The sequence below is a fragment of the Pseudarthrobacter sp. PvP090 genome, from assembly GCF_040547365.1.
Classification (GTDB): Bacteria; Actinomycetota; Actinomycetes; order Actinomycetales; family Micrococcaceae; genus Arthrobacter.
This window is the reverse complement of sequence record NZ_JBEPPO010000003.1, coordinates 243,845-265,227: the sequence shown is the minus strand read 5'-3', so window position 1 is coordinate 265,227 and position 21,383 is coordinate 243,845. Positions and strand designations below refer to the sequence as shown.

The 21,383-nt window shown below is 64.6% G+C and carries 21 protein-coding genes; 15 read left to right on the top strand and 6 right to left on the bottom strand.

Features of this window, described 5'->3' with window-relative positions:
* Nucleotides 1-38 precede the first annotated feature (38 nt).
* The 3 genes from ABIC21_RS04930 to ABIC21_RS04920 all read right to left on the bottom strand — a co-directional run bounded on the left by ABIC21_RS04930 (nt 39) and on the right by ABIC21_RS04920 (nt 3,575).
* A complete protein-coding gene (locus ABIC21_RS04930) occupies nt 39-1,259 on the bottom strand; it encodes a fumarylacetoacetate hydrolase family protein (protein WP_354349302.1) in 1,221 nt (406 codons plus the stop codon).
* Nucleotides 1,256-2,767, bottom strand: a complete 1,512-nt coding sequence (locus ABIC21_RS04925; RefSeq protein WP_354349301.1) for an aldehyde dehydrogenase (NADP(+)) — start codon at nt 2,765-2,767, stop codon at nt 1,256-1,258. The genes ABIC21_RS04930 and ABIC21_RS04925 overlap by 4 nt, the downstream gene beginning before the upstream one ends.
* Nucleotides 2,768-2,858: 91 nt before the next feature.
* On the bottom strand, nt 2,859-3,575 hold the full coding sequence (locus ABIC21_RS04920) for a GntR family transcriptional regulator (protein WP_354349300.1): 717 nt from the start codon (nt 3,573-3,575) through the stop codon (nt 2,859-2,861).
* A gap of 227 nt (nt 3,576-3,802) precedes the next feature.
* On the opposite strand from ABIC21_RS04920, the gene ABIC21_RS04915 reads away from it, so the two are divergent.
* The 5 genes from ABIC21_RS04915 (at nt 3,803) to ABIC21_RS04895 (ending at nt 8,522) form a co-directional block, all read left to right on the top strand.
* Entirely contained in the window at nt 3,803-4,642 is an 840-nt protein-coding gene (locus ABIC21_RS04915; protein WP_354349299.1) for a transporter substrate-binding domain-containing protein, read from the top strand.
* Nucleotides 4,643-4,728: 86 nt separating this feature from the next.
* A complete protein-coding gene (locus tag ABIC21_RS04910) occupies nt 4,729-5,400 on the top strand; it encodes an amino acid ABC transporter permease (protein ID WP_354349298.1) in 672 nt (223 codons plus the stop codon).
* Nucleotides 5,393-6,082 carry an amino acid ABC transporter permease gene (locus ABIC21_RS04905; RefSeq protein ID WP_354349297.1) on the top strand — a complete coding sequence of 230 codons (690 nt, stop codon included), beginning with the start codon at nt 5,393-5,395 and terminating at the stop codon, nt 6,080-6,082. Before ABIC21_RS04910 ends, ABIC21_RS04905 begins: the two co-directional genes overlap by 8 nt.
* Nucleotides 6,083-6,114: 32 nt before the next feature.
* Nucleotides 6,115-6,819: an amino acid ABC transporter ATP-binding protein gene (locus ABIC21_RS04900; protein WP_354349296.1), complete on the top strand. Its 705-nt coding sequence runs from the start codon at nt 6,115-6,117 to the stop codon at nt 6,817-6,819.
* A 164-nt stretch (nt 6,820-6,983) separates the two neighbouring features.
* The gene (locus ABIC21_RS04895; RefSeq protein WP_354349295.1) at nt 6,984-8,522 is read left to right on the top strand and encodes a UxaA family hydrolase; all 1,539 of its coding nucleotides are present in this window, start codon (nt 6,984-6,986) and stop codon (nt 8,520-8,522) included.
* A 2-nt stretch (nt 8,523-8,524) separates the two neighbouring features.
* Here ABIC21_RS04895 and ABIC21_RS04890 read toward each other — a convergent pair whose 3' ends face one another.
* A complete protein-coding gene (locus tag ABIC21_RS04890; protein WP_354349294.1) occupies nt 8,525-9,247 on the bottom strand; it encodes a GntR family transcriptional regulator in 723 nt (240 codons plus the stop codon).
* Nucleotides 9,248-9,490: 243 nt separating this feature from the next.
* On the opposite strand from ABIC21_RS04890, the gene ABIC21_RS04885 reads away from it, so the two are divergent.
* From ABIC21_RS04885 to ABIC21_RS04845, 9 genes are all read left to right on the top strand, one after another.
* Entirely contained in the window at nt 9,491-10,813 is a 1,323-nt protein-coding gene (locus ABIC21_RS04885; protein WP_354349293.1) for an L-fuconate dehydratase, read from the top strand.
* Between the two features lie 59 nt (nt 10,814-10,872).
* Nucleotides 10,873-11,898, top strand: a complete 1,026-nt coding sequence (locus ABIC21_RS04880) for a zinc-dependent alcohol dehydrogenase (RefSeq protein WP_354349292.1) — start codon at nt 10,873-10,875, stop codon at nt 11,896-11,898.
* Nucleotides 11,895-12,665 (top strand): 2-dehydro-3-deoxy-D-gluconate 5-dehydrogenase KduD, encoded by a 771-nt coding sequence (kduD, locus tag ABIC21_RS04875; RefSeq protein WP_354349291.1) that lies wholly within the window; start codon nt 11,895-11,897, stop codon nt 12,663-12,665. The genes ABIC21_RS04880 and kduD overlap by 4 nt, the downstream gene beginning before the upstream one ends.
* On the top strand, nt 12,662-13,330 hold the full coding sequence (eda, locus tag ABIC21_RS04870; RefSeq protein ID WP_354349290.1) for a bifunctional 4-hydroxy-2-oxoglutarate aldolase/2-dehydro-3-deoxy-phosphogluconate aldolase: 669 nt from the start codon (nt 12,662-12,664) through the stop codon (nt 13,328-13,330). The genes kduD and eda overlap by 4 nt, the downstream gene beginning before the upstream one ends.
* A complete protein-coding gene (locus ABIC21_RS04865) occupies nt 13,330-14,412 on the top strand; it encodes a PfkB family carbohydrate kinase (RefSeq protein ID WP_354349289.1) in 1,083 nt (360 codons plus the stop codon). Before eda ends, ABIC21_RS04865 begins: the two co-directional genes overlap by 1 nt.
* 75 nt (nt 14,413-14,487) lie before the next feature.
* Nucleotides 14,488-14,679 (top strand): hypothetical protein, encoded by a 192-nt coding sequence (locus ABIC21_RS04860; protein ID WP_354349288.1) that lies wholly within the window; start codon nt 14,488-14,490, stop codon nt 14,677-14,679.
* An 80-nt stretch (nt 14,680-14,759) separates the two neighbouring features.
* Nucleotides 14,760-16,124, top strand: coding sequence for a type I glutamate--ammonia ligase (locus ABIC21_RS04855; protein WP_354349287.1), 1,365 nt, complete (start codon nt 14,760-14,762; stop codon nt 16,122-16,124).
* Nucleotides 16,124-17,266 carry an amidohydrolase family protein gene (locus tag ABIC21_RS04850; protein WP_354349286.1) on the top strand — a complete coding sequence of 381 codons (1,143 nt, stop codon included), beginning with the start codon at nt 16,124-16,126 and terminating at the stop codon, nt 17,264-17,266. Before ABIC21_RS04855 ends, ABIC21_RS04850 begins: the two co-directional genes overlap by 1 nt.
* A 296-nt stretch (nt 17,267-17,562) precedes the next feature.
* Nucleotides 17,563-18,984: an FAD-binding oxidoreductase gene (locus tag ABIC21_RS04845; RefSeq protein WP_354349285.1), complete on the top strand. Its 1,422-nt coding sequence runs from the start codon at nt 17,563-17,565 to the stop codon at nt 18,982-18,984.
* A 22-nt stretch (nt 18,985-19,006) separates the two neighbouring features.
* Here the strand turns inward: ABIC21_RS04845 and ABIC21_RS04840 are convergent, their stop codons facing one another.
* Complete coding sequence (locus tag ABIC21_RS04840; protein WP_354349284.1) at nt 19,007-19,765, bottom strand: GOLPH3/VPS74 family protein; 759 nt, start codon at nt 19,763-19,765, stop codon at nt 19,007-19,009.
* Nucleotides 19,766-19,879: 114 nt separating this feature from the next.
* On the opposite strand from ABIC21_RS04840, the gene ABIC21_RS04835 reads away from it, so the two are divergent.
* On the top strand, nt 19,880-20,209 hold the full coding sequence (locus tag ABIC21_RS04835; protein ID WP_354349283.1) for a hypothetical protein: 330 nt from the start codon (nt 19,880-19,882) through the stop codon (nt 20,207-20,209).
* A gap of 106 nt (nt 20,210-20,315) precedes the next feature.
* Here the strand turns inward: ABIC21_RS04835 and ABIC21_RS04830 are convergent, their stop codons facing one another.
* On the bottom strand, nt 20,316-21,362 hold the full coding sequence (locus tag ABIC21_RS04830) for a metallophosphoesterase family protein (RefSeq protein WP_354349282.1): 1,047 nt from the start codon (nt 21,360-21,362) through the stop codon (nt 20,316-20,318).
* Between the last annotated feature and the right edge of the window lie 21 nt (nt 21,363-21,383).

Below are 21,383 nucleotides of genomic sequence, written 5' to 3'. Positions count from 1 at the left end.
CTACGCCGCCACGGCACAGGCGCTCGACTGCTCCCCGGTCAGTCCCCCGAGGCGGAGGCCGGTTGGGTCATGGCGGACCCGGTGCGCTGAAGATAGCCCAGCAGGTCACGGATGCCGTAGCTCCAGCGTGGCAGCTCTTCGGTGGGTCCCACCTCGTTGATCAGCGTCCCCAGATGGGAGCTGGAAATTTCCACGGTGTCGCCCATCTGGTGGGTGAACCCGCGGCCTGGCTCGCCCCGGTCCTGGGTGGGGGCGAATAGGGTGCCGGTGTACAAAGCGAAGCCGTCCGGATACTGGTGGTGGTCGCCGTGGGTTGCGGAAATCAGCTCTTCGAAGCTGCGGCTGATCCTGCCCACGCTGCTGTTCCCGGTCAGCAGGTAGCCGTCGGGGCCCTGGACTTTGAGGAGGATTTCTTCGGTCCGCAGGGTCTCCAGGGTGAAGTCCTCGTCAAAGACGCGGATGAAGGGGCCCAGCGCGCTGGACGCATTGTTGTCCTTTGCCTTCCCCAGCAGCAGTGCGCTGCGGCCCTCTACGTCGCGCAGGTTCACGTCGTTGCCAAGCGTTGCCCCGACGGCGGCCCCGCGCGAGTTGACCAGGAGCACCAGCTCCGGTTCCGGGTTGTTCCATGACGAGAACGACGGGATCCCGATCATGGCGCCCGTTCCGACCGAGGAGAGCACGGGTGCCTTGGTGAAGACCTCCGGGTCCGGCCCGATGCCCACTTCGAGGTACTGGGACCAAAGCCCCTCCTCGATTAGCACCTTCTTGGCTTCCACGGCTTCTTTCGAGCCGGGCCGGACTCCCGCCAGGCTGCCGCCAAGGGCTGCACCGACGCGGCCGCGGATGTCTGCGGCCTTTTGCGGATTGCCGCCGGATCTTTCCTCGATGACGCGTTCGATCATGCTGTCCACGAAGGTCACTCCGCAGGCCTTGATGACCTGCAGATCCACCGGGGCCAGCAGATGGGGGCGCTTAGGGTCCCTGGACATGGACGCGTCGATGATGTCCGCTGTCCGCCAGCGGGGCGTTGTCATCGCGGCCTTGACGTCGCTGAGGAGGGTTCTGGATTCCAGCAGATCCGACACCGTGGCGGTGATGGGCTGCAGATCGAAGGCGTCTTCCCCGCGGAAGGCTGCGACGCGCGGCCCCCGGGTTTCAACGTCCCAGACACGTCCAATCAGCACGGCGTTCCCGGCGTCCTCGGGAAGCACGTCCCTCATCGTCAGGCGCTGCGGGAGGTTTTCGCTAGGAATAGTCATCGGGCATCCACCTTTGGCTGCGGTCGGGTCCAGGTCCCGTCGATGCGCTGGGGCACCGACCATGGGTTCGTGTCCTGAAGTGGATCCGGCAATCGTGCGGCAGGGAAATCCTGGTGCGCCACCGGACGCATGAAGCGCCCAACGGCGGCCGTCCCCACGGATGTCGTGGTCGACGTCGTGGCCGGGTAGGGGCCGCCGTGGTGCTGGGCGAAGCTGACCGTAACGCCGGTGGGCCAGCCGTTCCAGAGAACCCGTCCGCTGATGTCGGCTAGCCGGGCCGCGAGTTCGCTGACGTCGTCGTCCGCCTCGGCCTGCAGGGTGGTGGTCAGCTGGCCCTCAAGCAGCTCGGCCAGCGCCGCCAGTTCGGATTCGTCCCGGTATTCAACGAGGAGGCTGGCCGGCCCGAACATCTCCTGGCGCAGCAGCTCGGGCTGCTCGAAGACCGCAGCGCTGGCCGCGCGCAGCACGGTCGGCATCGGGGCGGCGTCGAAAGTGCCCTCCACCAGCTGTTCCACTCCCGGCTGTCCGGCAACCTCCTTGACGGCATTGCGGTAGCCCTCGTGCAGCCGTTCGGTGAGTAGCGGCGCCGGCTCGAAATCCGTGAACGCTGCGCGCAGTGCCTCGGCAACTTCCGACGTCGTCCCCCCGGGGACAAAGAGGAGGCCAGGTTTGGTGCAGAACTGCCCCATGCCGAGGCTGAGTGACGCCGCGTAGCCGCTGAGGATGCTGTCTTTGCGCGCCGACCAGGCCTTTTCGGTCACGAACACGGCGTTGATGCCGCCGAGCTCTCCATAAAATGGAATCGGCTCCGCCCGGGCGAAGGCCCGCTCCGCCAACGCGCGTCCCCCGGCCGTGGAGCCGGTGAATCCGATCGCTTTAACCAGCGGGTGGTCTATCAGCGCTTCAGCCGCCGCCCGGCCCGCGATCAGCGTGAAGAGACCGGCCGGGGCGCCCGCCTCCCGGAGGGCGCGCTGCACGGTTTCGGCCGTGCGTAGCGAGAGTCCGAGGTGGCCCTCGTGGGCCTTGTAAACAACGGAACATCCGGCCGCGAGGGCCGATGCGCTGTCCCCGCCCATGACGCTGAAAGCAAACGGGAAGTTGGATGCGCCGAAGACGCCCACGACACCTAAGGGGACATTCATCCGCCGCAGGTCCGGCCGGGCGCCCATCCCCCAGCCGGGATCCGCATGGTCGATGGTCGCGTCCAGGTGCTCACCGGAGCGGACTTCCGCGGCGAAGAGCCGGAGCTGGAAAACGGTGCGCTTCAGTTCGCCCTGGAGCCTCGCTACACCGAGGTTGGTCTCACGGGCTGCCAGCGGAACCAGGACGTCGGCGTCCTCTTCCAGGGCAGCAGCCACCACCTCGAGCCATCCTGCCCGGGTGGTCAAATCGGCGCGCCGCCCGAGCAGGAACGCGGCGTGTGCCGTCTCTACGGTCGTGTTCAGATCCTCGACACTGGTTCTCACTGAGGCCGCGTCGCGGGTGGTGCTGGAAATCGTCGGTGCCATGAAGTCTCTATCTCCTGAGCGAGCGGATCGGATCATATATGGATGCATCGCATCATATATGCAATGTGACCCGGATCAAATGGTACCGCGGTCAGGGTGTCATTCGTCCGAGCGCGGCACCCGGCAGTGCGGCCGGCTCCGCGCCGAAGGCTCGGGCAAAGCGATGGAACGAACTGCGGAGGTGAGCGCTCATGGCTTCCTCGGCAGCCACCGGATCCGCGGCCGCAACTGCGTCACGGATGCCGCGGTGCTCCATCAGGGTGACCTGGCTGTCCAGGTCCGAGGGGTACAGCCGGAACATGTGCAGGTGGCAATGCGTCTGGGCGTACGCCTGCTGGACCACCGGATTGCCGGCGGAGGCCAGGATCAGGTCGTGGAAGCGTGCATCGTGGGCCAGTAGGTCCTGGCGTACGTTGACGGTGTCATCAATCTGGCGCTCGAGCACCTCAAGTTCCGCCCGCAGGGCGGCCGAGGGATTGGACAGTCGGTCCACTGCGGCTGATCGTGCCGCCCAGGGCTCAACCAGCAGCCGGAACTCAAACAGCGAACGAAGCTCCGGCAGGCTCAATAGGGGCGTGGTGCTGTAGCCCCGGCCGGGGTAGTACACCAGAAGGTTGTCGCCCTCCAGGTGCTGCAGCGCTTCGCGGACTGGAGTCTGGGAGACCCCCAAGCGCCTGGACACCGCATCGATGTTAATGCGCGTACCCGGAGCGATGTCGCCATCCAGAATTGACTGGCGAAGGGCTGAGTACACCTCGCTGGCCGCGACCTTCGCCGTCGTTGCGTCGCCTGCGGTTGATACCGTCACTCGCCCCTCATTTCAGTAGCCGTCGAGATCGTGAGCCGTCCAGTACGGCGGGTCGCCCCGTCGGCCGGCTGCAGCAAGTGAGCAAGCAGAGACTTGACCTAGATCACATTGCATATATGATACAACATATTCCTACAGGATCCCCTGAGGTGCTATCAGCCCGGGATCCCGGAACGCTGTCACAGTCCGCTTCCGTTACGCAGTAAATAATCACCAGGAGAGTACTCATGTTCAGAGCAACGCCGAAGTTGCTTCTTGTTCCGGCTGTCGCCTTGGCCCTTCTATTGGGGGGTTGCTCGTCCGGCGGCGCATCGAATGGACCCGGTGCCGCAACAGGCGCCGTTGGAGACAGCCACCTCACGCAGATTCTCAAGTCAAAGACCATCAAGATCGCCGTCAGCGCCGATTCCCCGGGCTATGGCGTGATGAATTCGTCAGGAACCCACGAGGGCTTCGACATTGACGTCGCAAATGCACTCGGCGCCTCTTTGGGCGCAAAGGTAGAGTTCGTCACCGCCACGAATGAAAGCCGCATCCCGTTGCTGCAGACGGATAAGGCTGATGCCGTGATTGCCACCTTCACCGCATCGGATGCGCGCGCCCAAGTGGTGGACATGTCCGAGCCGTATGCCGCGAGCTCCACCGTCTTCATGGTGCCTGCCGGGAGCCCGATCGCCAGCTACGGGGACCTTGACGGCAAGTCGGTGGCTACGTCTCGGGGAAGCGTGGGCGAGCAAATCCTCAAGGCCAGCTTCCCCAACGCCAAGATCACCGGCTTCAACACGACGGCGGACTCCATCCAGGCGCTCAAGAGCGGCAAGGTGGACGCGCTGATTGAAAACAACGCCATTGTCGGCGGTCTCGTGAAAAAAGAACCTGCCGCGTTCCAGGTTCTGAAGGGCGATCCGATCAAGCCGGCGCTGTTCTCCATCGGCGTCAAGCAGGGCGACCAAACCTGGCTCAACTACCTCAACAACTTCATCCGGAACTACAACATCTCCGGACAGAACGAGGCCTCCCTGCAGAAGTGGTTCGGGCTGTCACTCCCTCCGTTCCTCGCCCACTAGACAGCATTCGAACGCGTCCTCAGGCGTGGGTGGATGACATTGCAGTCTCCACCCACCCTGCCGTTCACGGATAGGATCCCTTGCTCATGGCTCTATATTTCGGAGACCTTCTCCCGTTCAGCTCGCTCTTACTCGAGGGACTTTGGACGGCTTTGTACATCACGCTCGTGGCCATGTTGGTGGGAAGCGCACTCGGTGTTCTCGTGTACTTGGGGAAGGTCGGGCCCGGAAAACCACTCAGCATCCTGTGCACGTGCTATATCGAGGCCATCCGCAACACGCCTCTGCTAGTTCAGCTGTACCTGATCTATTTCGCCCTTCCTGCCTTGGGCATCAACCTCGAGCCCGTCTGGGCCGCCATCATCGGCCTGACCCTGAATAATGCTGCATACACGGCGGAAATCTACCGGGCCGGGTTCGAATCGGTGCCCCACGGCCTGCGTGAAGCAGGAAAAGCGCTCGGCATGAAGCCTGGCCAGATCGTGCGCTACATCATTTTGCTGCCGGCCACACGAAACGTCTTCCCCGCACTGACCAACCAGCTCATTCTGCTGTTCTTGGCTTCGTCGATTGGATCCATCATCTCGCTTCCTGAATTGACCAACGCGATCATGAGCGTCAGCAACACCACGTACCGAACCATCGAAGTACTCGCCGTCGGCGGCCTGCTCTATCTCGGGGTATCGGCGCTGATGTCGCTGGCCTCCAAACGGGCCGAAACAACGCTGTTCCGGTGGGCGGTGGGTACCCATGTTTAGGCCCTTTGACTGGCAGGACCTGATTCCGCTGCTCCAGGGAGCATGGCTGACCATTCAGCTCTGCGCCGTATCCGGCATTCTCGGAGTCTTCTTTGGACTGATTCTCGGCATCGCCCGGACGTCGCCGAGCAGGATCGCGCGATGGATCAGCACCGTCTACATCAGCTGCGTCCGCGGCATTCCTGTTCTGGTCATCATCTTCTTCGTCTTTTTCGGGATTCCGTTGCTGTTTCCCGGCCTGGAACCGGACAAATTCTCCTCAGCCGTCATCGCACTGACTTGCTTCGCCGCAGCCTACGTAGCAGAGATCGTGCGCGGCAGCATCGAAGCCGTGGCCAAGGGACAGAGCGAAGCAGCGGATGCCCTCGGTCTCAACTACTGGCGGAAACTGACCTACGTCATCCTTCCCCAGGCAGTGAAGATCATGGTTCCGCCAGGCATCGGCTTCCTCATCGGCCTGGTCAAGGATTCGTCGCTCGTCACGGTCACCGGCCTCCTCGAACTGACCCATGCCGGGAACATCGTCACCAACCTCACCGGTGACCCCATCAAGACGTTCTTGGTGGTCGCCGCCATGTACTTCGTCATCTGCTATGGCATCTCCCGGCTGGGCCGACTCTACGAGAGGCGCACCGGCGTCCATGTCGACCCCCTCAAACTTCCAGAGCCCGCGGGCATTTAGATCGGAATACACCAGTGATTTTTGTTGAGAATTTGAATAAGAAGTTCGGGCCGAACCATGTGCTCAAGGGCATCGATTGCCACATCCGCGAGCGTGAGGTGGTGTGTGTCATAGGTCCCTCAGGATCCGGCAAAAGCACCTTTCTGCGGTGCATGAACGGCCTGGAGTCAATCTCCTCGGGCAGCATCGTCATCAACAAGCACCGGTTGGACGATTCGAAGACCAATATCAATCTGGTCCGGCAGGAGGCGGGGATGGTCTTCCAGCATTTCAACCTGTTCCCGCACCTGAAAGTCATCGACAACGTCATGCTTGCCCCGCTCAAGGTCGCCAAGACCTCCAAGGAGGAAGCCCGCGCCAAGGCTGAAATGCTGCTGACAAAGGTGGGCCTCGCGGAAAAGATGAACACCTTCCCTGGGAACCTGTCCGGCGGTCAGATGCAGCGCGTCGCCATAGCCCGGGCCCTGGCGATGGATCCCAAAATCATGCTCTTCGATGAACCCACCTCGGCTCTCGACCCCGAAATTGTCGGCGAAGTTCTGGCCGTCATGAAGGACCTCGCAAATGAGGGCATGACCATGGTAGTTGTCACCCACGAAATGGGCTTCGCCCGGGAAGTGGCCGACCGCGTGATCTTCATGGACCAGGGACGGATCGTCGAGGAAGGCACGCCGGACGAGATCTTCTCCGCACCGCAGCACGGAAGAACCCAGGGATTCCTGAGCAAGGTTCTCTAGCCACCGTTCTCTAGCCGGGCACCTGCTCCCCCTCAGCGTCCGGTGGGGCGTACCCCACCGGACGCCCCAATTCCGGGCAGGACCTGCGGCCCGGACGTGCTGGCCCATTGACGGCCCGATTTGAAGTCCGTCCTGCCGAAAACATCGAACAAAGGTTTATCCCCGTGGCCACTGCCATTGCGCCCCTCATCCACCTTCACACCGAAGACAACGTGGCCATCACTACCCAGGACATGCAGGTAGCCTCAACGGCCAGCGCCGGCGACCAACTGGTGACGCTGGCCGCCGCAGTTCCGCGCAGCCACAAGGTGGCCGTCCGCGACATTGCCGAAGGCGACGCGGTCCGCCGGTACGGCCAGATCATCGGTTTCGCCCGGTCGGACATCAGCACCGGGGACCATGTCCACCTGCACAATCTTGATTACAAGGAGTTCGACCGCGACTACGAGTTCTGCGTGGACGCCAAGGATGAGCCTGTCCTGCCCCTCAGCGAGCGGGCAACCTTTCAGGGCTATGTCCGCTCGGACGGCAAGGTCGGAACCCGGAATTACATCGGCGTCCTGAGCACGGTCAACTGCTCGGCCACGGCAGCAAGCCAGATCGTCCAGCGCCTCCGGTACTCGGGCGTCCTTGACCAATACGAGAACGTCGATGGCATCGTTGCACTGACGCATGGCACCGGATGCGGCATGGCCCAGGAAGGCGAGGGGATGGACATCCTCCGCCGGACCATGCGCGGCTACCTCACCCACCCCAATTTCGGCGGCTTCCTGGTGCTGGGCCTCGGCTGCGAGGACAACCAGATCAACCAACTGACCCAGGACGTCCAGCTCCGCCCGGACCTGCCCATCGTGTATTCGACCATCCAGGAGCTCGGCGGAACGTCGAAGACCATCACCGCCGGCATCGGTTGGCTCACCGGGATGCTGGGGCAGGTCAATGAGGCGAAGCGAACCACCGTCCCGGCATCCGAGCTCATTCTCGGAACCAACTGCGGCGGCTCCGATGCATACTCCGGAATCACGGCCAACCCCGCGCTTGGCAACGCCGTGGACCGCCTTGTCCACCAGGGGGGGACCGGGATCGTCGGCGAGACGCCCGAAATTTACGGCACCGAGCATATGCTCGTCCGGCGGGCGGCCACGGAGGCCGTGGCCCGCAAGCTGCTGGCGCGCATCGACTGGTGGCGCGACTACACCGCCAAGAACTCAGGATCCATGGACAACAACCCGTCTCCGGGCAACAAGGAGGGTGGCCTCACCACCATTCTCGAAAAATCCCTGGGCGCCGTCGCCAAGGGAGGCACCACCACCCTCGCGGACGTCGTGGAGTACGCGGAACCAGTCACCTCGAAAGGGTTCGTGTTCATGGACACCCCCGGCCACGATCCCGTGTCCGTCACCGGCATCGTCGCCGGCGGGGCCAACCTGGTCTGTTTCACCACCGGCCGTGGATCGGCGTTCGGATGCGCTCCGGTGCCCAGCATCAAACTCGCCACAAACACCGAACTCTATGACCGCATGACCGAGGACATGGACATCAACTGTGGCGGCGTGGCCGACGGCACCACCACCATCGAGGACCTGGGAGAGGAGATTTTCCGGACGATCCTGGACGTTGCCTCGGGGACCCACACCAAGAGCGAGGACTTCGGCTATGGCGACAAGGAATTCGTTCCGTGGATGGTCGGCACGGTGATGTAGCCCTAGCGCTGGAGCCGGAGCGGCGGCCGTTTCGTGTGGACCAGCGTCGGACATCCTGCACTGACATCGAAGGCCACGGAAAACCGTCCAAATGAGTTTTTGATGTGGTCAGACATGGCCTGCTCCGCCAACTCCGGATCGGCGTTGGCGACGGCGGTGGCAATCCGTCGATGCTCGTCGATCGTTTCAGCCCTGTAGAGGTCCCGGGGATACAGCCGGAATATGTGCAGGTGGCAGTGGGTCTGTGCGTAGGCCTGCCCGATGACCGGGTTTCCGGTGGCCGTCAGGATCAGTTCGTGGAACCGCGCATCATGCGCCACCATGTCCTGACGCAGGTCTTGGTCCGGGTCCGCCGTGTCGGCAAACTTTTCCACCTCATGGAGGAGTTGGGTTCCGGGATTGGAAAGCCTGTCCACCGCTACCGCCCGGGCCGCCCAGGGTTCGACCAGCAGCCGGAACTCAAAGAGGTCATGCAGACCCTGAAGATCCAGCAGGGCCGTGGTGCTGTAGCCCCTGCCCGGCGCATAAACGATCAGGTTGTCGCCCTCGAGGCGCTGCAGCGCTTCCCGAATCGGCGTCTGGGACACGCCAAAGGTCCGGGAAATGGCCTCGATGTTGATCCGCGAGTCCGGCGCGATTTCCCCGGACATGATGGCCGCGCGGAGCAACGTGTACACCTCGCTCGTAGGGACCTTGGCTTGGTCTGCGGGAGCCCGATTTGGCATGAAACCCTTCCGTCCCTCCGTATATGTGGCTTAAACGAAGCATATGTGATCGGCCCCTGCCCAGCACATCACACACGATCACCCCCTGCGGCCATCCGGCTGCGGCCCCGGGGCCGCGCCAAATTGCTTGACTCAGATCACACCCTATATATAATTAGGAGTATTCCTATAGGATTCGACCTCAGCGCATCACTTATGGAACGCCACGCCCGCACTGACCAGCTAATTCGCTAAGGAATCAAAATGACAGTCATCACCGGGGTGGACGTAGTCGACGTCCGCTTCCCCACATCGCTGACCGCGGACGGCTCCGACGCCATGAACAAGGACGGCGACTACTCCGCCGCCTACGTCGTCCTCCGCACCGACGACCCGCAGCTCTCGGGCTACGGGTTCACTTTCACGATTGGCCGCGGCAACGATCTTTGTGTCGCCGCCGCCGAACAGCGTGCGCTGCCGCTGATCGGGCGGAGCGTCGAGGAGATCACGTCGGACCTGGGCGGCATCTACCGCGAACTGCAGTCCGACTCCCAGCTCCGCTGGCTCGGTCCGGAGAAAGGCGTCATCCACCTTGCCCTTGCCGCGGTCATGAACGCCGTGTGGGACCTGGCAGCACGCCGGGCCGGAAAGCCGATGTGGAAGCTGCTGGCCGAGATGACACCGGAAGAACTTGTCGACGCGGCGGACATGCGCTACCTCTCGGACGCGCTCACCCGCGATGAAGCACTGGAGCTGCTGAGGAAACTCGAAGGTACCCGCAAGGACCGGATCGCGCAGCTGGATGTGTCCGGATACCCGTCATACACCACGTCTGCCGGCTGGCTCGGCTACTCCGACGACAAGCTCCGGATGCTCTGCCAGGAGGCCGTGGACTCGGGCTACCGCCACATCAAGCTGAAGGTCGGGGCCGACCTTCAGGACGACATCCGCCGCTGTTCAATCGCCCGCGAAGTCATCGGCGACGACGCCCACCTGATGATTGACGCCAACCAGGTCTGGGATGTTCCGGAGGCCATCGAATGGGTCAGCGCCCTGGCCGAGTTCAAGCCTCTGTGGATCGAAGAGCCCACCAGCCCCGACGATATTCTCGGCCACGCAGCGGTCCGGAAGGCCGTGGCACCGATCGGTGTAGCCACCGGCGAACACGGAATGAACCGTGTCCTGTTCAAGCAGCTGTTCCAAGCCGAGGCCATCGACTACTGCCAGCTGGACGCCTGCCGGCTGGGCAGCGTCAACGAGGTCCTTTCGGTGCTGTTCATGGCAGCCAAATTCGGGGTCCCGGTTTGCCCGCACGCAGGCGGCGTAGGCCTTTGTGAGCTGGTGCAGCACCTGTCGATCTTTGACTTCGTCGCCGTCTCGGGCAGCCTCGAGGGACGGGTCACCGAGTTTGTTGATCACCTCCACGAGCACTTCGTCGATCCCTGCATCGTGCGCGACGGCGCGTACATGCTGCCGTCCCTTCCCGGATACAGCGCGGAGATGTTCGAGACCACCCTTGCCGAGTTCTCGTTCCCGGCGGGCTCGTACTGGGCTAAAACCAGGAACGCCGCTCCCGTCAGCGTCTAAGCCACCCGCGGGGCCGGGCACGTCCCGGCCCCGCAAAGCTCTCAGCAAAGGAAGAAGCCATGCCAGCGGCAACATACATCGGCAACAGCACCATCGACATCGTTGAAAGCAATCAGCGCCCGCCCGCTCCGGGCGAGGTCCAGATTGATGTTGCCTTCACGGGAATCTGCGGAACCGACCTTCACATCCTGCACGGGAACATGGACGCCCGGGTCACTTTTCCGGCGATCATCGGTCACGAAATGTCCGGCCGCATCTCAGCCGTCGGCGAAGGCGTCAGCGGCTGGAACCTGGGCGACCCGGTCACGGTCATGCCCCTACATTGGTGCGGCGACTGCCCAGCCTGCAAGGCCGGGCATCAGCATATTTGCCAGAATCTGAACTTCATCGGCATCGACTCGGCCGGCTCGCTGCAGAAGCAGTGGAACGTCCAGGAGAATGTCCTGGTCAGGCTGCCGGACTCCCTGCGTCTGGATCACGCCGCACTGGTTGAACCTGTTGCGGTGTCGGTTCACGACGTCCGCCGCGCCGAGATTCAACCGGGCGAGAAAGCAGTCGTCATCGGCGGCGGCCCCATCGGAGTCCTCATCGCCACGACCGCCCGGCACGCCGGCGCCGAGGTTGTCGTACTGGAGCTGGACGCCGACCGCCGCGCCATGATTCAAGAGCTGGGCTTTGATGTCCTAAACCCACAAACACAGGACCAGGTCGAATGGGTCAACACCTGGACAGGCGGGGCCGGCGCCGACGTCGTCTTCGAGGTTTCCGGTGCTGCAGCCGCGGTACTGGGGGCGACGGCGCTGGCAAAGGTGCGGGGCCGGCTCGTGATCGTGGCCATCCACCCCCAGCCCAGGCCTGTGGACCTTCAGCGGGTATTCTGGCGCGAACTGACCATCGTGGGCGCCCGCGTCTACGAACGCCGGGACTTCGAAACGGCGGTCGAGCTGCTGGCTGCCGGCGTCATACCGGCCGATCAAATGATCACCGGAACCGTTCCCCTCGAGCGGACCGCTGACGCGTTCAGCCGGCTCGCCGCCGGAGACGCCATGAAGATCCTCGTCGATTGCCAGGCGGTACCGGCGTGAGCACTGATCCCTTCGACTTGACCGGGAAACTTGCTGTTGTCACCGGCGCGAAACGTGGACTCGGCCGGGCCATGGCCGAGGCCCTGGCCGCTGCCGGAGCCGACATCATCGGCGTCAGCGCAACCCTGGAGCCCGAGGACAGCGAGGTCGCCCAGGCTGTCCAGTCACTCGGGCGCACATTCAGTGCCCGCACCGTCGACTTCTCGGACCGGGCCGCCGTCGGCGCCCTTGGCACCGAACTGACCGCCATGGAACGGCCTGTTGACATCCTCGTCAACAACGCCGGCACTATTGAACGGGCACCCGCGGCAGAGCACTCGGACGATCTCTGGGACCACGTGCTGCAGGTGAATTTGTCCTCGCAGTTTGTGCTGAGCCGCGAAATCGGCCAAGCCATGATCCAGCGTGGCGCAGGGGGCAAGATCATTTTCACCGCGTCCCTGCTGAGCTTCCAAGGCGGCATCAACGTCCCCGGCTATACTGCCGCCAAATCGGGCATCGCCGGGCTGACGAAGGCGCTGTCCAACGAGTGGGCGGTCCACGGCATCAACGTCAACGCCATCGCCCCGGGGTATATCGCCACAGACAACACGGAGGCGTTGCGCAACGACCCCAGCCGGTCCCAGGCAATCTTGGACCGCATCCCGGCTGGCCGCTGGGGCACTGCCGACGACATGGCCGGGGCCGTCGTGTTCCTGGCCAGCCGCGCCTCGGACTACGTCTCCGGCACGGTGCTGTCAGTGGACGGCGGGTGGCTGGGACGATGACTCACACCTCGACAGCAACCGTGACCGGGATACTCGCTGAAATCCAGATAGTTCCGGTGGTGGTCCTGGATGACCCTGCAGGGGCGAACGAACTCGCCGATGCCCTGGTTGCCGGCGGAATCCCCTGCGCCGAAATCACCTTCCGCACACCTGCCGGCCTGGAAGCGCTGAAGGCGCTTCGCGGGCGCACCGATCTCCTGCTCGGTGCCGGCACGGTGCTGAACGCCGCCGACGTCGATATAGCCGCCGATGCGGGGGCGAAGTTCATCGTCAGCCCCGGATTCGGAGCCGACGTCGTTATGCGGTGCCGTGAACGCGGCGTCACCGCCATCCCGGGAGTCGCAACGGCCTCGGAACTGCAGGCAGCCGTTGCCGCCGGTCTCCGGCACGTTAAGTTCTTCCCGGCTGAACAAGCAGGTGGCCTGCCGATGCTCAGCGCACTCGCTGGCCCCTTCCCCGAGGTGCGGTTCATGCCCAGCGGGGGCTTGCGTCCGGAGAACGTGAACACCTATCTGGACCATCCTGCGGTGTTCGCCGCCGGCGGCAGCTGGATGGTCCCCCGCGCCGCGATTGTTGCGGGCAACTTCCAGGAAATTGCCCGACTCTGCGCCGAAACCCGGTCAGCGTTGGCCGAACACCACCGGATGAACCAGGGACCCATCTGATGCCTCTGACGGTCAAGACCGACGCGTCTTACGACGCCGTGGCGCTGGGTGAAATCATGCTGCGCCTGGACCCAGGAGCCGGGCGCATCCGGACGGCCCGGCAATTCGACGTCTGGGAGGGCGGCGGCGAGTACAACGCGATCCGGGCCTTGAGCCATGTCTTCGGGCAGCGGACAGCGGCCTTGTCAGCACTCGTCGACAATGACATCGGACATCTCATCGAAAGCCTGGCCCGCGCCGGCGGCGTGGATACTTCCCTCATCAAGTGGGTCCCGTATGACGGTCTGGGACGTGAGTCCCGCAACGGGCTGAACTTCACGGAACGAGGCTTTGGCATCCGCGGCGCGCGGGGCGTATCCGACCGCGGAAATACGGCAGTGTCACAGATGTGCGCCGAGGACGTGGACTTTGAGGACCTCTTCGGCGTTCGCGGCGTCCGCTGGTTCCACACCGGCGGCATTTTCGCGGGGCTCTCCGAAAACTCCTGCGCGACGGCGATCGCCGCCATGACGTCCGCGCGGAAACACGGCACAGTTGTGTCCGTTGACCTTAACTACCGTCCGAGCCTGTGGGCAGACCACGGAGGCCAGGAGCGGGCGGCCGCCGTTTTCACGCAACTGACCGCAGCCGCCGACGTCGTCATTGGAGGTGAAACGGACTTTGTCGACAGGCTTGGCATCGAGGCTCCCCCCGCGTCCCTGGCTGGCACGCCGCGATTTACCTCGATCGCTTCCCGGACACTGGCCCGGTTCCCCAATTTGGGAATGGTGTCCGCCACCACCCGCAGGGTCAGCAGCGCCAGCCGCAACGACTGGCATGGAATGTGCCACACATTAAAGGCCGGAACCGTTACCTCCCGGGAACGGACGGACCTGGAGATTCTCGACCGCGTAGGCGGTGGGGACGGATTCGCGTCCGGTCTCATCTACGGTTTGTTGCAGGGCCTCTCTGTTCAGGAAGCCGTCGAAATCGGTGCCGCCCACGGCGCCTTGGCCATGACCACCCCCGGCGACAATTCCATGGCGACCCTGGCGGAAGTCCTCACGGCGGCTCAAGGACAGGGCTCGTACACCAACCGATAAGGCCGCGCCTACCGAACCAGGGTGAGCTATGCTGTCGCGTTCCAGTGCGGGCAGAGATCGGCAGGCATAAACTAATTGAAGGACGTCTCTTCCAGCGCCGGGAAGGTCATCATGGACTCCACCCTGTGTCCCTCCTGCGGCCGCGTCTACCGTGACTCGGTCATCGAGGAGACGGGGACCGCGCCCGTTGCTTTCCGGGTCGACGTCACCGCGGGACCAATTGCTGAGGCCATCCGGGTCCACTGGAACCTCAGCGCCCAGGAATGAACCTGCTGAGCGGGGCAAGTTAAAGCCCGGCGCATCTTTCGAACCTTTCATTGGGCGGGGAGGCGCCGCATGATGGGCGCATGAGTGAATTCGCGTCAGCCGGCGATTCCGCTGTTGCCAAGGCTCAACACGAGCTCCAAGAGGCCGGGGTCCGCACCGTGATCGGGACGGTGGTGAATGCTTCGGGCATCACGCTGGCCAAGAGCGTTCCGGTAGCCCGGCTCAAAACCTTCCAGCAATCCGGGATGGGCGCCGCCCCCGTCTGGCATGTCTTCACCATCGACGGCGGGATAGCTTTCACGGACAGCATCACCACCGTAGGCGATTTGCGCCTCAAGATAGATATCGCGGGACTCCGTGTCCTGCAGGGCGGCCGGGCATGGGCACCGGGCAAGCTTTTCGAACAAGACGGAGCCGCGTCTCCGGCCTGTGCCCGCGGCCTTCTGGCCACTGTCGACGGCAGCCTCGACGAGGCCGGATACCAGGCACTCGTGGGCCACGAACTTGAATTCTTCCTCGTCGCCCCGGACGGTTCAGCGCTGGAGACCACACCCTGGGTTCCATACGGCGCAACCGGCCTTCTGGATCGATCAGAATTCCTCGATGATCTGCTGTCATTGCTGAACCATGCCGGCATTCCGATGGAGCAGATCCACGCCGAGTACGGCAGAAACCAGTTCGAGTTTTCCCTGCCCCCTGCTTCGCCGGTTGAGGCTGCGGACACTGTGGTCCTTTCCAAGATCATCGTTGGCATCGTCGCCCGGGCCCACGGCATGCAGGCCTCGTTCTCTCCGCTGCCCTTTACCGGCACGGTCGGAAACGGCGCCCACCAGCACTTTTCGCTCCACAAGAACGGCCTGCCGCTGTTCTCCGGCGGCAGCGGACCGCACGGCATCTCCGCCGAGGGCGGCGCGGCCATGGGCGGCATCATCGCAGGAATTCCCGATGTCCAGGGATTCCTCACGGGATCGGTCCTGTCCGGAAGCCGCCTGACACCCGGCTCGTGGTCGGGCGCCTATTTATGCTGGGGCCTGGAAAACCGGGAAGCCTCCGTGCGCTTTCTGAACGAGGGCAAGAGCAATCCGCACGGGGCCAACGTCGAGGTGAAAATCGTCGACCCGTCGTCAAACGTGTATCTGGCCTCCGCAGCCATCCTTGCGATCGCCCTTGACGGCATCCGCGGCGGGCGCCAGCTTCCGGCAGAGATCCCGGGTGACCCCGGACGGCTTTCGGACGACGAGCGGCGCCGGGCCAACGTCCGGCTGCTCACCAACTCCCCCTCCGCCATCATCGACACGCTGGACACGTCGCGCCTGGCCCGCGGGCTTCTGGGCGACGCAATCGTCGATGCCACAGTGGCCGTCCGGCGCTACGAACAGCGAATCGCCGCGGACCTCCCGCCGGACGAGCTTTCCGAACGCTTTCGACTCGCCTGGTCAATCTAATGGCGGGCGGTTCTTTCGCGGACTTCGTCGACCACGTCAGCCTTGTTGATCACCACGTGCATGGCGTGTTTCACGCCGCCGGCGATGAGGCGCGCTTTCAGAACGCGCTCAACGAGGGGAACACCGAACCGCTGGCCTACCCGGAGGACGCCTACGACACACAGATCGGGCTCGCCATCCGCCGCTGGTGCAGCGGGATTCTTGATCTGCCACGCCACGCCTCACCGGCGGACTACTGGAGCCGGCGTTCCGAGCTTGGAGAACTCGAGGTGTGCCGGCGCATGACCCGCGCTGCCGGGGTGAGCGACTGGCTGATCGATACAGGCCTGGATGGCGCTGACTACCTCGGACGGGCCGGTCTGGCCGACGTCTCCGGCGGGCGAACCCACGAGATCGTTCGGCTGGAACTGGTCGCCGAGGCGCTGCTCCGGGAGATTGCCAATCCGGCAGACTACGTCGACGAGTTCGGCCAGCGGCTTCACGAGCTCACCCGCAGCGCAGTGGGGGTCAAGACGGTTCTCGCCTACCGCGCAGGATTCGACCGGGATCTCAGCCGGCCGACGTCGGCTGCGGTCACGGAAGCAGCCCGCCGCTGGCAGGAGGACCCGCGCGCCGGGTCCAATGCGAAGCTCACCGACGTGACGCTCATTGCCCACGGCATTCATACGGCGGTGTCGATGAGGCTTCCGCTGCAGTTCCATGTCGGATTCGGTGACCGCGACCTGGACCTCCACAAAACCAATCCCATGTACCTCCTGGATTTTCTCCGGTCCCCCGGGGCCCGGGACACACCCATCATGCTGCTGCACTGCTATCCGTTCGAGCGCGAAGCCGGCTATTTGGCCCACGCTTTTGAGAATGTCTACCTCGATGTGGGCCTAGCGGTGAACTTCACGGGGTCACGGAGCCGTGATCTGGTGGCCCGCTCGTTCGAACTGGCTCCCTTCACAAAAGTCCTGTACTCCTCGGACGCATTTGGCCCGGCCGAACTTCACTACCTCGGAGCGCGGCTGTGGCGCAACGCCATCACCAAGGTTGTCGGTGGATGGATCGACGACGACGACTGCTCCGAGGCGGATGCCCGCAGGATCGTGCAACTCGTCGCACGCGACAACGCCCGCCGTGTGTACGCGCTCCCCTGAGCCGCCGACCCGGATCTGGTGCCGGACTCCTGCCGGGGGACACGATGGCACTTGAAACCCGGTCAGCTTCGCGGGGTCTCCGAGTTCGGCCGCCGGCGGAACGGTCATGCAGGCGGGCGCTCCACGCTGTCCGTTGACCGTTGTCCGGGCGCGCAGGCGAATCTATACTGTGGACACCGCGAACTGTTCCAGTGCCTTGGCGGCTGGAAGTATCACCCTGCAGCGCCGACTCCGGCGAGATCAATTCCACTATTGGACCAGGGGCGCCGACCCCATGGCACGGAAGCAGCAGACCGATGAGCACAACGCATCAGGAAGAGCAGGGCGGCGACGTGGACCGCGCCCTTAAGGAGTTGCGCGGGCGCCTGGCGGGGTCGGTGATCGAGCCGCAGGACCCCCTATACGACGAGGCCCGGGCGGTCTGGAACGGCATGATCGACGTGCGTCCGCGGGCGGTCATCCGGGCGGGAGCCGTCGGAGACATTGACCCCGTCCTCCACACGGCCCGGCACACCGGCCTGCCGCTGGCCGTACGCGGCGGCGGGCACAACATCGCCGGCCACGGCACTGTCGACGGCGGCCTCGTGCTGGACCTGGGCCAGTTGCGCGGTGTGGAGGTCGACGACGAACACCGGCTCGTGACCGTCGAACCCGGGGCGACCCTGGCCGACGTCGACCGGGCCACCACCACGCACGGACTGGCCGTGCCGCTTGGCGTGATCAGCGCAACCGGGGTGGCGGGACTGACGCTCGGCGGAGGGGTGGGCTGGTTGACCCGGTCCGACGGGCTTAGCCTGGACAACCTGGTCTCCGCCGACGTCATCACCGCCACCGGAGAGCACCTGCACGCCAGCGAACAGGAGAACCCCGAGCTGTTCTGGGGGCAGCGCGGCGGGGGCGGGAACTTCGGGGTGGTCTCGTCCTTCACCTTCCGCGCCCGGCCGCTTCCGGATGCCGTCCTGGGTGGAAACTTGTTCTACCGCCCGCCCCGCTGGAAGAGCGCGCTGAGCGCGTTCGACCGGTGGACGCAGGATCTGCCCGACGAAATGAACCCGATCATCTCCTTCCTGGTGCTCCCGCCCGACCTCGAGATGGGAGAGGAGCCGTGGATGATCATCGGCTTTGCCTGGGCGTCGGAGAACCACCAGCCCGGGCTCGAGCTGATCGAGCGGCTGCGCGCCGCCGCGCCCCCGGACGAGGAGGAAGTCGTGCCGACAGACTGGCTGGCGTGGCAGTCCGCCATGGACAGCCTCTTCCCCAAGGGCTCCCGGGGGTACTGGAAGAACTTGTCGTTCTCCCGGCTGGACGACGCCGCCGTCGACGTTCTGGTCGGTTTCGCCTCCGAGGTGACCTGGATGGGGACCGGGATCGATATCCACCACATGGAGGGGGCCTTCGGGCGTGTGCCGGAGGAGGCCACAGCGTTTCCCAACCGCTCGGCGAAATACTGGCTGAACATCTACGGTTTCTGGAACGACCCCGCGGAGGACCAGCGGCTGAGCGCGTTCGCCCGGAAGGCCCACGCTCTCATGCAGCCGTTCGGCGAGCACGGCGAGTACGTCAACTTCCTCGGCGCGGAAATCGGGCAAGACGTCATCGAGGCCGCACGTCAGGCCTACGGGCCGGATACCTATGACCGGCTGGTGGCACTGAAGAACCGTTTCGACCCGGACAACCTTTTCCGCCTCAACCACAACATCGTGCCGACCTCCGCCTGAGACGGCGACGGCGGGCGCAACCTCAGATGCCTGGCTCTTCTTCCTCCGCCAGTCTGATCATGCGCAGTTCGTCCTCCACCGCGCGGGAAGGCCAATAGTCCTTCGCCAGTTCACTGGCCCGGATTTTGTCTGCTGACGGTACCAGCTTGCTGAGCAGCCCGGCCGCCTGAAGCAGGGCGATCAGCGCTTTGGTTCTGGCATCGGGCGCCGTGGCGTAAGGCTTCGCGGGTGCGGGAGTCGCCGCATCGGTCGTCGCAGCAGGTGCCGCGGTATCAGGCGTCCCGGCGTCGGATGCCGCGACTTCCGAAGCGCCGGCAGCCGCCGGCGCGACGCCGAGTGCGGCCTGGATCTTTTCCAGGAGCGCCGCCTCCGGAGCGTGGTCCTTCTCCGGGTACCGCACGCCCCGGAACACGCCCAGGTGTTTCTCGCCGACATGTTCCACGATGCCCCGTGCCGCCATCCCCTCGTAGACACGCTGCATTTCGGCGCGGCCCTCCAGCATGGAAACCCACCGCTTGGGCGTGTGGGGCCGGGACTTGCCACGGATGAGCTCCAGCTCGTGCTGCAGGTCCGTCTGCGGGGCGGTGGCTCTAGCCCTGACGTGCTTCCCCTGCAGCCCGATGGCGCCGATCAGCTCCAGCTCGGCCAGTATCGCCCCGGCCAACGTGGTCCTGAGTGCGAACATCGGCACCTCAGGTTTGCCGTCTTGGTCATTGGTTGCGAGAAGGAGGAATGCCTGGGGAAGATTCAGTTCCGCCGCCGTCGGCGTTTCAGCGTTCATAGGATCATCGTGGCGCAGGTGGGCAGCCACCACAATGGAAACTTACAAGCGTCGACGTCGGCAGCAGGCCTAAGCTAATTGAAGAACGTCTTTTCCATCACCGGGGAGGTCATCATGGACAGTGAAACCGCCGATGTGATCGGTCACGATGTCACCACCATCACCTGCGTGTGCGGCAACACCGTCAGCAAGGACGGGTTGATCCAGGCCAACTCACAAGGCGTCCCCGTCTACAACGATGACAACACCCCGGTCCCCGCCGGGCTGGCGGAATGGCCTGCGGACGAGGATCTCTACACCCTGTGCCCGTCATGCGGCCGCGTGTACCGCGACTCGGTCATCGAAGAGACAGGGACCGCGCCCGTTGCTTTCCGGGTCGACGTCACCGCCGGCCCCATCGCCGAGGCCATCCGGGTCCACTGGAACCTCAGCGCCCAGGAATGACACCGGTGGGGGGGGGGGGGCGGGGGGCGCCCCCCCCCCCCCCCCCCCGCCGGGGGGGGGGGGGGGGGGGGGCCCCCCCCCCCCCCCCCCCGCTTCCGTCGGGTGCCTACTGGCTGAAGGGGACCTTTTCCCAGTCCAGAATGTCCGCGCCGTCGGCACTGTTGCCGGCGACGGTGAACCTGGCGTAGTTGGTGGCGTTGGCGGATCCGTCCACGGTGATGCGCTGCAGGTCATCGGCGGCGGGCTGGCCGTAGATGTCCAGCCAGGGTGAGCCCTCCGCGAGCGGCCGGTTCTCGGCGAAGACGTGGCTGTCGCCGTTGACGAGGTAAACCGGGGCGTCGAAGCGGTTGGTTTCGTGGATGATGGCCTGCACGATTTCGCGGAAGCCGGACATGGTGTCCGGGTCGGCGGTGGCGGCGGCGAGCAGGGACGGGTCGAACATGTCGGCCTGGGTCATCAGGACAACGGCGCGGTCATTGCGGCGTTCGGCGTCAGCGAAGGTGCCGCGGATCTGGGCCACGACGGCGTCCGTCCGGTGCTCAACCTCGGCCAGCTGCTCGGGCGTGGCCGTGGTTTCGCCCAGACCGGTCCACGGCTGCAGCGAGTTGTTGCTGCCCTGGATATTCAGCACGGAAAACGCCACCCGGTTCTGGGCGAAGCGGACGTTTTCCGGCAGCCCGAGGTCCGCCTGGGTCTTGACCGGCATGGTGGCGCCCAGGGTCTTGCCGGGCTCGTCGAAGAAGACCTCCCGCAGCTTGTCGAGCCGTTCCAGCGGGTTGTAGGCGCCGTTGTTGGTGCGGTGGCAGTCCACCCATTCGTTGTCGCCCGGGGTGAAGACCAGCGGGTGCTCGAAGGTGTCGAACTGTGCGCGGATGTTCTCGAAGTACTCGTCCGAGCAAACCGAGGAGCCGTTCTTGATGTCGCCCACGTGGGTGACGAACTTCAGCGCGCTGTCGGCGTTGATGTCCCGGATGCGGGCGGGGAACGTCGCGATTTCGGCCTCGCCGTAGGGGATGTCGCCGATCACGCCGAACGTGAACGCCTGGCTGTCCGCGGCGTCGTCGGCTGCGGTGGCCGTGGCGGGCTGGGACGCAAGGAGCCCGAGCGCCAGGACGGCTGCCGCCGTCGTCGTTTTGATGGTCTTTGAAGGCATGACGGTGTTCCTCTTCGTTGC